Source organism: Vibrio sp. TRT 2004, assembly GCF_050113735.1.
Lineage (GTDB): Bacteria > Pseudomonadota > Gammaproteobacteria > Enterobacterales > Vibrionaceae > Vibrio.
Map to the genome: position 1 here is coordinate 1 of NZ_JBNJOH010000012.1, position 12,456 is coordinate 12,456.

Below are 12,456 nucleotides of genomic sequence, written 5' to 3' on the forward strand. Positions count from 1 at the left end.
TAGCTGGAGAGAATTATCGTACTGCGCCATTAGATCCAGAGACTGGCAAGTGACTCGGTTAACTAAGCGACAATTCATAGAGAGGAGTATCGCATTGGTTCTGGTTTCAGTGAGCGCACTATCTGGGTTGTACTCGATACTGATTTTCAGGCATGCCTTGTCCTGGCAGCTTGTTCAGCATTGTGATGATAGCGAGCGCTTATGGTAGTCATAGCGTTTTTTCCACTTCTTGTTGGAGCCCTAGAGCTTCTGGCAACCTACCGCTAAGTTACGAGAATGCCCTTGTTCTCAGAAGACTGCTTCCAGTTATTTGTTTTGTAACGAGGTTTCGCGGGTAAAGCACTGAAAGAAGCCGTTAACGCTTAATACAAACCGTTCAATCAACCAAGCGGCTAAATGACAATGACATTTGGTCGCTTGGTTGATTTTTGCGAGTAATAATAACGATTGATACAAAACGCTTTACGACAAACTGCCCATTTTTTATTGTCTCCATTTTTGGCTTTCTCTTCGGCGTGTTGCCAATACTCTGCCGCCGCACTCCATTGCTTTTGCCTTTCAAATAGAGCTGCCTGTTGTGAAAGTTCGTTGTAAGACAGTTGTGTCAATGTATCTAGCTGCATTTTTCACCTATAAAAAAGTATGAACTTTCGACATAAAAACAATCATTAAGCTTACTTTAATTGGGCGGTCCAAAAACGCCCTCGCTTTGTTTCAGGTTCTGAGGGAGGAGGGGTCTCAAAACGTCTGATGTTATCAATGATTGTGATTAATGAGTGAATTTCAGGACGCTGGTACGTTTTGCTCTTTCCGCTTTTAACATCCCGGATCGTAAGATGGTATTGTCCATCATAGTAGGAAATCACAAATCCTTTGTATCGAAACTGTTGTTTGCTCATTGTTACCTCCTGAACATATAAAATACACGTTCCTACAACAATGTTAAGCATGATATTTCTTATATTAACGTCAGAATTTATACCTAAATCATTTCTTTACACAACACAATCTGTCACGCAAATCTTCGTCTTAATTAAATCAGGGGCAACCGAGGATGCGGCTGTTTTGGGTAATACTTGCGAACTCTTCAACAAGTTATATTATATCGAGTCGACAGTGAGCAATAACATCAACAACGAAAGATAGAACTGGTAAAGTTAATTAATCGACACACAATGCAGGAGAATTAAACAATGTCAGAATATCTTAATTGTTTAATGCCAAAGCTCGACTCTCTTGTGGCGCAATGCGCTTCCAATTGAATTTTCGCAAATTGCAACAGCTCAAGGTCATCGGGTGATCGCCTCCCAATCAATTTATACAGAGTAAGCTATCCTCCATCCCAAAAGGAGTATATCTATCTTCGCTAGTCATGTTCAATGTCAAGGTATCCTTCATATTAATTTTCCATCTCTTATTGGTTTGAGACATATTACTAGAAATATAATAAGTAGAATTTAATAAGGATGCGTCAAAATCATTTGAATTCCAAAGATCGCTATAGTTGTTTTTTGTAGCCCCTATACTTCCTGGAATGTATTTGCTACAAATACTATTGACGTGAATAAAATTTCGACCTTGAGTTACCTTATTAGATAGTTCATAGTAATTCAAATCAACTCCATCAACAATAATCGGTTTAGGTTGGTGAAATTGAGATATTTCTCTTGTGCTAAACACAAAGTTACTCGAATCATCATAAAATTGGATGACAACAGAGCTAGTCGGAGATTCATTTAAATTAAGTTCATAGTAAAGAGAGCCATTTTCTACGAAAAACCGATCCTTTCTAGAAATTTTTTCTTCTGTAATAACGCGTGAAAAAACCCTAGTGTAATCATAATTTTCCTCAAGAGTAAAAATTTTGTACTTCAAATAATTATTTTGGGACTCGACTAATACTGGGACAATAGATGCTGGATTTAAATAACTTACACCCGTTATATCTTTATCATCAAAATAGGTACTTAAAAACTCTTTACCATAATAATCTGCAAAACCATATGTCATACCTGAATAATGATTGTAACCATATCCATGAGCACTTTCATGGAATAAGGTTTTCTGAGTTTTTAGGTCAAAAGGTCTAAAAGATGCTGCACCAGCTGTAATATAGTCAGTCCAAATTGACGCCCACCCCGAACTATTGGTTTGAATGTCATCTAGATTAGGCGTACCTCCGCCCCCAACTCCCTCATTAGAATAAGGACCTGAAAGCGTTTTCAAGGTTAGTCTATGCCCCTTCCCCCCCATTTTCATATAGTTTATATTAGCAACACTTTCACCATTACTAGCACAAGCGCTCGGATAATCTGTACATCCACGCTCACGATAGTATCGTAATAGTTCAGGTAGGAGAGCCTTGTGGTTAAACGCTTTATGTAAGTTGCTAGAAAGCACCCAATACACACTGCTTTGCTGAGCATCTGGATCTGAATAGCAAGGAGTTGAACATAACTTACCTTCCTCAGAGGACATTTCTCCAGCCAAAGTTATTTGGGGTAAAAACATCCCTAACGTATTATAGAAAGAAGCTCCAGTAATATTTTCACTAAATAATATCTCAGACTTACTGAATGGTTGAAGCGTGACATCCATTGAAACCAAAACAGGATTGTCATGCTCATTTGTCTTGACCAACATTTTGTTAATTCTATCAGGCGTATTATTTATCACTTCAAACTGATTTGAACCTAAATCAATAATATCAATGTCATCAAATCTATAAACTTGTTTTCCATTTGAATTCAACTTAACGAAATTTTCGGTTTGTAAGACTGTAACATCAATTATTTTTAAACTATCACTAGTCTTATAATCAATGCTATTTACACTTAAAAAATCCCCACCATCGCTTGAAGTCCATGGATAATCTGATATCACAACTGGAGGGGTTCCGCCATCTGTTGAAGGGTTATTGTCACCATCGACAGATAGTTGCTCAACATCACTTTCCTCACTGCATGCCGATAACATAATAACTAGAATAAAAAGCATTTTGTTAAAATTCACTTTGATTAATGAAACCTTTATACTGCGCAGAAAAGAGGGTGAATAGTATTGCGGCTTACTTGTGTACTCAAGATTAACCAAAGGAAATAAGAGTTTTCCTACACTTTTATTTTGTAAGGCTTTTATGTGTGAATCCCGACCGAACTGCTCCAGAAGTCTTGGACACTGTGTTAAGTGAGTATATTCTCTAACGAGGTGGATAATAACAACTAAGAAAACACGAATCAAAGCCGGGTATAGTTACTAAAATCATTCACTCAATCGCTACCAAATTGAGTGAATAATTCAGAAGTGTAAAGTCAGACTAATAATGCTCTGTCCGATCAAGGGTAATAGAGTGACAACTTAAGCAAAACCAATAGAAGTTTTGCCCTTTAGAATAATAGCGTGTCAACATTATTGAGCGTCGCATACAGCAGATAGCCTGTCGGGATACATTTTGATAAGGCACTCTTACTGGGTGGAACCGATTCATTACCAACATTTTTATTGTCTCTGTACACATAACGCCCTCACCTGTTTATATGAACTTCTTTTAGTGAAAACTCCCTTTTTTACTTTAGCTTTTGATACCGTTAAAGAATTAAGATGGCTTAGCGTTTTCTTCGTAATTTCGGACTTGAGCTTCCCAAAATTGTTGTAACAATATGAAGAAATATTGACGTTGTTTTTGCTTCAGAATCTTGAGCATCGCTCGCTCGAAAGTGTATTCGTGCCGGTTCACTTGATTACGAATCTTGCGTGTGTCTCTTAGGCTTAATAAATAGACTTCTACCTCAATGATTTTTCTTGCTTCAGACTCGCTAAATCCCTGGTCCTCAAGTAGTTTAATGCTCATATGATGTAACATCATATTTGGAATTTGCAGTGCTTCGAAGGTGTTCTTAGGTAATAGCATCGTCAAGTTCTCTCAATGTAGATAATGAGAATCCGTGCTCAGTTATTCCATGCTTGTAGTAAAGTGAATGAGTTTTTCAAAAGTACCCTCTCCAATTTAGAGAGTTATTTTCATGTTTGGCGGCGTTATTAATAGTGTTATGCGCGTTGAAAATCCATTATCTCGACAATGGAATTAACGTTGAATTTTTCTAGAATTCTAGATTTGTAAGTGCTAACTGTCTTTGAGCTCAAAGATAATAGTTCTGAGATTTTCTTGTTTGAGTAGCCTAGAGATAAATAGCCAAATACTACTGATTCACGCTCTGTTAGATCAGGGAGTTCATGCGCTATAGCCAAACTCTCTTTGAATGCATAAAGCCCTCGATAGGTTACCAAAATGGCTTCATTAATTAGTGAGGTGTCTTCTGTCTTAAGTATGTAACCATTAGCACCTACTTTCTTAGCGGTATGGTTAAAGAGAGGGTAATTATTTGAAGAAACAAATAAAACCCTGCCTTTATAACCACTTTTTCTAATACGCTGAATGAAATCTAAGCCATTGCCATCATTCAAAACGATATCAAGTATGATCATATCAATACTCTGTCCACGAAGAATACGGTGTGCATCCTTTATCGAATCTGATTGAAAAATCTCAGTATTAACAGTAATGCCATTAAGCATTGATGCAAGAGCACGTCTAATAATTGGTTGGTTATCTAATATAAGCGTTTTAATTGAGTTCATTGCAACCTCTTTTGAATCAGTTTATATGATATCCCTTCCTTGTATTACGAATGCTTATATAATAATAAATATTAATATAAAAGTATGGAAAGTCATCAATTCCAAATTGGAAACTCTATAACCAAGCTTTAATTAATCGCGGCTCACTGACATTTTGGATTGATGCGACAAGACTAGAGCTCTACGCCGAGGCCGCAGTTTTGGAGGAACGAGGTCACCCTCGCAATCTAGCGGTCGGATGCCCGAAACGATGGTGAGCGCCTAACAATCAGTCATGTTAGGCGTGTTTTTATCTGAAAACGAAGCCTTTGAATCGAGCAAAAAACTGCCCAGCCGGGCAACTTTTTGCTCGATTCAAGCAAAAAGTTGCCCGCTCAAAGTAGATGAAAAAAATAAGTCATTGAAAATACAGAATTTTTAAAATTGGCACAGTACTTGATTAATAGTGAACAACTCGCCTTTGAGTAGACTGATCAATATTGGTTTGACCTTAGCGCCAAGGGTTTTCTCGGCGATCTGAGTAAGCTCTGTGAGATGACATAAGGTCGCTTCATGTGCTCGTCATTTTTTAAATATCGATGGGCATAATGTCCATTTAATAGTAGGAGGCTATATGCCAAAAGCAGCAAGGCTAGGTGATACCGGATCGGAGCACGATTGCTTCCCACCAACACCAATCATTGCAGGGAGTCCAAGTGTGATGATTAACTTTCAGCCAGCAGTTCGCCAAGGTGATCCACTGCAAGATCATGGCTGCCCGTGTGATAAGACCCCTCATGGCAACCACCCTAGAAGTGTCGCGGAAGGTTCGTCGAGCGTATTTATTGACGGTAAACCCGCAGCACGTTTTGGGGATTCGATAGACTGCGGAGGAACAATATCGTCGGCATCATCCGATGTCGAGATAGGATAATATTCCAACCTCACTATCGTCTAATAGGCTGTAGGCCTCTCGGTTACAGCCTATTGATTTTAATCTCTGTTTGGGTGATTGAGGATGTGGTCTTCCCAGTTAACAACATCGATTTCGTAGACCACTTTATTACGTACGCTCTCCCCTGCTGCATGCATAGCAGACTTAGAGCCCGTGATTAACGGGTGCCATTCAGGAAGAGGTTGCTTCTCAGCGAGTAAACGATAAGCACAAGTGTGCGGAAGCCATGTGAAATCATCAATATCTTCACGAGTTAGCTTGGTACACTCTTCACCTGAGCTAAAACGGTTTGGGTAGTCTTTACACGAACAGGTTTTACTGTTTAACCAACTACACGCCACGTTGGTGTAGTAGATCTCATCGGTGTCTTCATCCATCAGTTTGTGCAAGCAACATTTTCCACAACCGTCACAAAGGGACTCCCATTCATTTTCGGTCATCTCTTCGAGAGCTTTTTGCTGCCAAAACTGCGTCATATGGTAACCCCAAGTGTTCAAATATCATCGTGGAAAAGGAAAGCGGAATTTATATAGATCCTTTGTCCAAAGTGCAAGTGATTCCTCTAGGGGTTAACCGATATGCATCTATGGTATTCAAGGCTCTACTCTTCAAGCCTTTGATTTAGTTCGGCCACTTTCCAACTTAAATTATTCAGACGTCTTTTCAATTCATCAAACTCTTGCCGAGCTTGCTCGTACTGGCGTTGCTCAATCAAGTTTTCTACATAGCCTACTCGACCATAGATTGGCGATAGGCTGACAGCAAAGTCCTCCAATGATTTGGTTTCATTCGCGACCTGTTGCCAGCGCTGTTTCTTAGCGAGCAGCGCAATATTTGCCATCTTTGTGCGTATTTCACTAAACCGAGCGATAAATTCATTCGCCTGATCGAGCGCGAACTGTTGGTCTTGATATAGGGTCTGGCTTATCTGTTCAACTTGCTCGTCTCCTGCATACAGTTTCTGCAAAACATTGAGTTGTTCTAGCGCCTTTAAGTAAGGCTGCTCAATAGAGACTTTGGTTTTCTCTTCAATCGACGTCTGATACATAGGGATCAGCTCAGCTTGAACAGCAGCTAATTTTTTCGGTTTAGTATGCTCCACATAACGATCAAGGTTGCTTGTATTGATTGCGGGAACTTCGACCGACTGCTTGAACTGGTATTGATTGATGAAGCTCGGATTGTAATAGAGCCACCCACACACACCACTCACGACAAGCGTCGATACAAGTGTGCCCGTCAAACTCCAGTAGTAACGGCGACGCGTGACTCTATTGTCGTTTTCTCGCTGCTTTTCTTGGCGCTTTATCGCCGTATGATAACGCGTTTCTATTTGATCAATATGTTCAAACAGAACAAATCCAACCCCTTCAAAATCAACGTCCACTTGAGGCTGTTGAAGTGTCATCCAGTGATGGATTCTTTCGCATACTCTCTCGCTGCGATAAAGATCTCGCAACTGCTCTTGAGAGGGTTTCATTTTCTTTAACTCAGGAATGGCCTTGCCATTGACCCAATCTAAAACTTCTTTGCGCATTTTGGCCGATTTTAAGTCCGGCTTGGGTAGCAAACTCAAGCATTGTATTAGGAGCTCTAAACCATTGGCATAACCCGCCACCCCCTCAATTTTCAGCTTGGCTATGGTTAGATAGCTACACATGAGTAAGTCAACACCTGGTCCCTTAGCTAGGTGTTCACACGCTTCATATACCTCTTGCCAATTAGTGCCACCAGACAGGGGATTAAAGCGACTATTAATCTCATCTCTGATTTTTTGATAACTTTCGAGATGTCTGATTGAGTCAGAATCGGCTGTTACACGATAAACAACTTGGTCAAGTAATACTGTATTGGACATAGATACTTCGTCCTGTAGAAAAGGAGCGAGTCACCTCGCTCCTTTTAGTGTTTTAGTAAAGAGTCTTAGATAACTTGAACGACTTAAACAGGCGTTCAGTAAATGGATTGGCATCCGATTCAGCATTGATGCGATAAATCATGTCTCCGCCGTCGACATCAAATCGATAATCAACCGACGTCTTGCCCGCTGACATAACGTTACCCTTTTCCAATAGTCGGAAAAATGCCCAAGGTCCTTTCTCGTTAATACTTCTAGGCGACAAGTTAGACTTGGTTGGCACCAAAGTCACTTTAGACACGGCAGAATCACGCAGGGTATTTGGCCAAATCAGCTCAACACCTTCACGCGGTCCATGGCTGTATGTGAGATACTGACCATCAACATTAAGTACACTGCGGCGTTTATTCCCACTTAACTGAAGAGGCTCGACAGAGAAGTTTACATCTAAGATACCTTTACGGTTAAAGAACGCCTGACGAATTCTTTGTGCTTGTTCAATCTGCGCTAGTACCTCAGGGCGGATCAGCGATTGAGCGTTATCGTAATCATCAACGGCAATGTTCTCTTCAATAAAAATTTTCAGCTGATTAGTGTAAAAGTTATCCAAGGTGCCATTAGGAGCAAAGAAGGATTCGAAATCTTCCAGTGCCACATCTTTTGTGGAAGCAGGATTAAACGGGTAGCGACTCGCAAGCTTGGTATAGTACGGCTTGTAAACATCTTCAGTCCAACGCACTTCTAAATGTCTAATCGCTTCTTGTTTCACCACATACCAGCTTTCATCTGCCAGCTTAGCGATCATGCTATCCAATGGTCTTGGTAAACCAGAAGAGATTCGCTTCAAGGTATAGATAGGATCCGCACTGACTAACTTTACTCGCGCCTTCGTTGCGTCAAGCGCTGCCATACCGACATCTGGTGATTCTTGAATCGATTTCAAATAAGTCTTCAGTTCATCAACCGATTCAAGGACTTCATTGATATACGCAGGTTGCTCTCCAACGGGTTTAAGCATTAAGTTTAACTCAGAAAATGGAGATTGAATGCTTGACGCGACTTTGTATTTAGCACTCTTTAGCAGTTCTTCTGCTGCGTCATTATCTGGGTCTAATCCCGCAATGACCTGAGTGTTGTTCTTTAATGTCCTGAGTAATCGCTGCATTGGCTCGACGTTTCCAGTCAAACTCTCTAGCACCATCACCGCATCATTGATGTCAGCAAAATATTTCATGTTGATATCATTCAATGCTGCACGCCAAGTGTTCACATAATCTGCAACATACAGATTGCGAATCTTTTCACGAAGTACTTGTTTATCTGCTTCACTAAACTGCGCCGTTTGAGATTGGCCTAATACCCAACTATCGATCAGGGCTAACTCCGAGACAGACTCGGATCTCGGCATGAAATAGTTTTCAAAGCCGGCTTTTGTCAGCATTTGTGGAATATACAAACTGCTATTAGCCACACGCTCTTCGAACACAACATCAAAGATTGGACCAACTAAATTACGAATACTGATCGAAGGGCCTAACACGGTTTGCGCGTTCAGCTTCAAATTTCGGTAAACACGCTGATCGTTAGGCATAGTGCTAAGTTCTGCTTGAGCGCTGGCGATGGTGCGATCGTATGGCTTCATCACTCGCTCTGCGAACTCGTCACCTTGCTGCCTTTTTCCAGCGAGATCGGTATGGCGCATCGCATAATCTAAGTGCTCTAACAGTTCACCCTGAACCTGTTTTTGCCCGACAAACGTGCTCTGCCAATATTTTCCAAAATAATCGAGCACATAATCTTCGTAGCGACCACTCTTATCTACCAGCATGCGATATACTCGCAGAACTGCCAGTTTCTCTTCCTCATTCTCAGCCTATTTAAGCGCAACAACGACATCCGCCATTAGAAGTGGCAAGAAACGGTTTTCGAGCAAGTTAAGGTAGGTATTTTCGACCATTGGCCCAATAGTATGCCCTTGATATAGACCAAGATCAGATAAGTAGCGTGGCTTGTCACGGAAAAAACCGAACTCCAATGTTGCTTGTCGAATCTTGTTTAACGGCTCAAGAATGTCTTTCTGAGAAGCCAGATAAAGATTAGATGGGTATTGAGTTTTGTACTCATTGACCTTAGTGAGTACCGCATCAGACTGGTTAACATTGGTTAGGTAATAGCGATGCCACGTCCCCGCTAAAAGCACCGTTGCCACCATACAAGCGGTAATAGAAAGGCCCATTAAACGACGTTTGTGTTTTGCCACTCGGAAGTTATCCGAAGCCAATCCTGCCTCTGGGTAGATAATGTTGCTAAATAACTTCTGAGTAAAATATACCGTTGAGTTCTTAGCATTTTGAGCTTCGTTCACCGCATGCGATAGACCATAGCGACGAGAGGCGGAATCTCCAAAGGCGTTGCTAGGCACTCCCTGCTGATAAACCGACGTAAAGTAAGCCCCACGAACTAACGCAGAGGTAGAGAACTGATCACTTGAGAGTGCATCTCGGAAAAAGTTTTTGAGAATATCTTGCAGCCCTGACATTTGACGCGTAAAGCTATAGATAGCATCACGCTCGGCTTGTTCCAACGGCTCTGCCACCGCATGGGGGAAGAGTTCGTTGATTCTTGATACAAACTGCCCATAGTCTTTAGAAAACTCTTCTAACCAGTGGTCTAAATTATCGACCGATTCTAGAGAGAAGGTGAAACCTAATACTTCATCTCGCTGTGACTTGGAATAATGTCTAAAGAAAGGTTCGAAACCATACAACAAGTCAAGTTTTGTCAGCGTAATGTAGACTGGCAAGCGAGTCGCCAGTGTTTCCATTAATTCGCGAATACGCGCACGCAGCAAGCTTGCATAAGCCTTACGCTCTGACGCAGTAGAGACGGCAAGATTAGAAATATCAAGCGCGAGAACAATACCGTTCAACGGCCTTCTACTGCGCGTTTTTTCCAACCAATTGATGAAATGAAGCCATAAGCGGCGCTGTATTTCAGCAGCTTCCTTGTCTTTACTATTACCTTGAGTAAGTAACTCACCATCAGGGTCAATCAGTACTGACTCGTCACCAATCCACCAGTCGAAATAGTAAGGGTTATCACTTTTCTGCCCCGAGGCTCGCATCACAGAAGAAAGCGCAAAGTTCTGTCCTGAACGGTTGATTAAGCTTGTTTTGCCCGCGTTTTCAACACCCAACACTAGATACCAAGGCAATGAATAGAGATAGTTACGCGTATTGAGACTTTGCTTCATCTCTTTCATTACGTTATTCAGTTCGACTTCCTGACGCTCTTCATATTTCGCTATTGGGTCGAGTTTTCGCTGTTCTTCTCGTTTTTGCTGACTCTTAAAACCTTGCAATTTACGCCACTGCCAAATACCCCACGCTGACAACGAGAGCAACACAAACAGTGCACTCGCGATGCTTCGAGCCATCACGGACTCTAAAGGTTTCGTCCCGAGAATTTCCAGCCAAGGACCTGCCCACCAAATGGCAACGTTGAGTAGTATAAATAGAGTAAACAGCAAAATAGGAAGGGCCGCTGCTATGCCCGGCTTAAGTTTCTTAACAAGCCCAATGATACTTTTCCACATGGATAGTCCCTTTGCTTAATCTAACGCTGTATATCGTTCTAGTTGTTCTATTAAAGACGGCTCCCACTCAGTGACGCTCGCCTGGATAATTTCTTGCTTTAAGGTTTGATACTGTTCTTTCGCCATCGCTTCTAACTGGCTATGCCGCAAAAGATCGGCACAAAGCAAACGCCAATAAAAGCGCTCGCGTGGCTCTGTCGCGGCAACAAGGCCATCATTGAGCATCGACATCGCAACGGCGATTCCCCCCTCTTGAGCGAGCTTGAAAGCTTCTTCACGTTGTTCACTCCAACTACCTGAAACATTGCCACCTGAAGCGGCCATGTCACCACTCGCTAACCAATCACGCACCATGTCAGTCACAAATGGCGAACCATCTTTAAACTTGAGTTCAAACACGTTTGGAAAACGTTCGACAAAATACTGAGTTTCTTCACGAATGGCCTGACACCAGCTCTGTTGACCAAGCGACTTTGCGATATCGTGGCTCATGAGCTGACCATCAAACCAATAAGGAGCAATCGTCAAACTTTGTTCAATCTTTCTCCACAGAGCGAGATCAGGTTGATGTAACTGGTCTTGATACTCTTTAATTCGCTCCACTTGCATGCCACGCAGTAACGTTTTTCCGAGATGATCATGATCGGGTAACGTCGTGATAGAACCCCAAAGCGCGTGGCGACGTACTCGTATTGCTAATGCCGCCCCCGACTCTTGATCAGAGAGATATTCCGCGACTTTAAGCAGGGTTTGCTTTGCTGCTTTATCACTGGAATTGTCAACGGATAAAGAATAAGAGGAGGATGCCGCTGTGTTTTGTGACGTCTCTGTCTCTGAGTCTTTTGCTTGTACCGTGCTGTGCTGTGACTTCTCTCGCTCTTGAGCTCGTTTAAGCTGGGTGCTAATCGTTAGCGCGATAGAATCCGCAACATCCGAAGAAAGTTGATTGGCTTGTATTGTTTTCTGCCACCCTTGAACCACCGTTTGCAACTCATCTCTGTCTTGGCTATCGAGAGTCGTGAAATCAAACTTATCCACAGCCATTGAGAAACGTTGACACATCTGACTGAAAAACTTTCTGCGCGGTAAGTTGCCTCTCTTTCCGGGTGCTGGGAAACAATCATTCCAATAGTGCTCAATGAAGTCGCTCATCACACCAAACGAGGTTATCAAGCGGCTTGGTGTCAATTGGTTATGCAAACACTGAAGTAAATAAACCAGTAACTTAATATCTTTGCTCTTCTCATTAAGCAAAGTAATCGCACTGTGCTCAACCTCTTGCCACTGAACTGTGGCGTGAGAAAGAGAACCGACTTTCATCATTTGGTCTTCAACAAAATCAAACAGTGGCTCATCTAATAGTCTTTCTCCTACCGGTGAATCGCCACTAATTGGTCTAACGATACTGGTTCGATATTGAGTCAATTCCAT

9 protein-coding genes and 3 pseudogenes are annotated in these 12,456 nt (G+C 41.8%); 2 read left to right on the forward strand and 10 right to left on the reverse strand.

The window, feature by feature from the left end:
* Positions 1-186: 186 nt before the first annotated feature.
* The 6 genes and pseudogenes from ACQEXR_RS07120 to ACQEXR_RS07145 all read right to left on the reverse strand — a co-directional run.
* A pseudogene (locus tag ACQEXR_RS07120) lies at positions 187-288 on the reverse strand (IS5/IS1182 family transposase); the annotation flags it as partial.
* 104 nt (positions 289-392) lie between these two features.
* Complete coding sequence (locus ACQEXR_RS07125) at positions 393-623, reverse strand: ANR family transcriptional regulator (protein WP_426952331.1); 231 nt, start codon at positions 621-623, stop codon at positions 393-395.
* Positions 624-674: 51 nt separating this feature from the next.
* The gene (locus ACQEXR_RS07130) at positions 675-899 is read right to left on the reverse strand and encodes a hypothetical protein (RefSeq protein WP_427020020.1); all 225 of its coding nucleotides are present in this window, start codon (positions 897-899) and stop codon (positions 675-677) included.
* 412 nt (positions 900-1,311) lie between these two features.
* The gene (locus tag ACQEXR_RS07135; protein WP_426952329.1) at positions 1,312-3,012 is read right to left on the reverse strand and encodes a hypothetical protein; all 1,701 of its coding nucleotides are present in this window, start codon (positions 3,010-3,012) and stop codon (positions 1,312-1,314) included.
* 583 nt (positions 3,013-3,595) lie between these two features.
* Positions 3,596-3,910 (reverse strand): hypothetical protein, encoded by a 315-nt coding sequence (locus tag ACQEXR_RS07140; protein ID WP_426952327.1) that lies wholly within the window; start codon positions 3,908-3,910, stop codon positions 3,596-3,598.
* A 137-nt stretch (positions 3,911-4,047) separates the two neighbouring features.
* The gene (locus tag ACQEXR_RS07145; RefSeq protein WP_426952325.1) at positions 4,048-4,638 is read right to left on the reverse strand and encodes a response regulator; all 591 of its coding nucleotides are present in this window, start codon (positions 4,636-4,638) and stop codon (positions 4,048-4,050) included.
* A gap of 98 nt (positions 4,639-4,736) precedes the next feature.
* On the opposite strand from ACQEXR_RS07145, the pseudogene ACQEXR_RS07150 reads away from it, so the two are divergent.
* Together ACQEXR_RS07150 and ACQEXR_RS07155 are read left to right on the forward strand one after the other, a co-directional pair.
* Positions 4,737-4,862, forward strand: a pseudogene (locus tag ACQEXR_RS07150) (IS5/IS1182 family transposase); the annotation flags it as partial.
* Positions 4,863-5,251: 389 nt separating this feature from the next.
* Positions 5,252-5,551, forward strand: a complete 300-nt coding sequence (locus tag ACQEXR_RS07155; protein WP_426952323.1) for a type VI secretion system PAAR protein — start codon at positions 5,252-5,254, stop codon at positions 5,549-5,551.
* A 59-nt stretch (positions 5,552-5,610) separates the two neighbouring features.
* Here ACQEXR_RS07155 and ACQEXR_RS07160 read toward each other — a convergent pair whose 3' ends face one another.
* The 4 genes and pseudogenes from ACQEXR_RS07160 to tssA form a co-directional block, all read right to left on the reverse strand.
* Complete coding sequence (locus ACQEXR_RS07160; protein WP_269377758.1) at positions 5,611-6,048, reverse strand: YcgN family cysteine cluster protein; 438 nt, start codon at positions 6,046-6,048, stop codon at positions 5,611-5,613.
* A gap of 125 nt (positions 6,049-6,173) precedes the next feature.
* Positions 6,174-7,430 (reverse strand): type VI secretion system ImpA family N-terminal domain-containing protein, encoded by a 1,257-nt coding sequence (locus tag ACQEXR_RS07165; RefSeq protein ID WP_426952321.1) that lies wholly within the window; start codon positions 7,428-7,430, stop codon positions 6,174-6,176.
* A gap of 52 nt (positions 7,431-7,482) precedes the next feature.
* Positions 7,483-10,980: pseudogene (tssM, locus tag ACQEXR_RS07170) on the reverse strand (type VI secretion system membrane subunit TssM).
* Positions 10,981-11,040: 60 nt separating this feature from the next.
* Positions 11,041-12,456 (reverse strand): type VI secretion system protein TssA, encoded by a 1,416-nt coding sequence (tssA, locus tag ACQEXR_RS07175; RefSeq protein WP_427020021.1) that lies wholly within the window; start codon positions 12,454-12,456, stop codon positions 11,041-11,043.

Excerpts from the sequence above, each read along its gene's own strand:
- ACQEXR_RS07125 (WP_426952331.1), bottom strand. The coding sequence starts at position 623 with ATGCAGCTAGATACATTGACACAACTGTCTTACAACGAACTTTCACAA.
- ACQEXR_RS07130 (WP_427020020.1), bottom strand. The coding sequence starts at position 899 with ATGAGCAAACAACAGTTTCGATACAAAGGATTTGTGATTTCCTACTAT.
- ACQEXR_RS07140 (WP_426952327.1), bottom strand. The coding sequence starts at position 3,910 with ATGCTATTACCTAAGAACACCTTCGAAGCACTGCAAATTCCAAATATG.
- ACQEXR_RS07145 (WP_426952325.1), bottom strand. The coding sequence starts at position 4,638 with ATGAACTCAATTAAAACGCTTATATTAGATAACCAACCAATTATTAGA.
- ACQEXR_RS07155 (WP_426952323.1), top strand. The coding sequence starts at position 5,252 with ATGCCAAAAGCAGCAAGGCTAGGTGATACCGGATCGGAGCACGATTGC.
- ACQEXR_RS07160 (WP_269377758.1), bottom strand. The coding sequence starts at position 6,048 with ATGACGCAGTTTTGGCAGCAAAAAGCTCTCGAAGAGATGACCGAAAAT.
- ACQEXR_RS07165 (WP_426952321.1), bottom strand. The coding sequence starts at position 7,430 with ATGTCCAATACAGTATTACTTGACCAAGTTGTTTATCGTGTAACAGCC.
- tssA (WP_427020021.1), bottom strand. The coding sequence starts at position 12,456 with ATGGAATTGACTCAATATCGAACCAGTATCGTTAGACCAATTAGTGGC.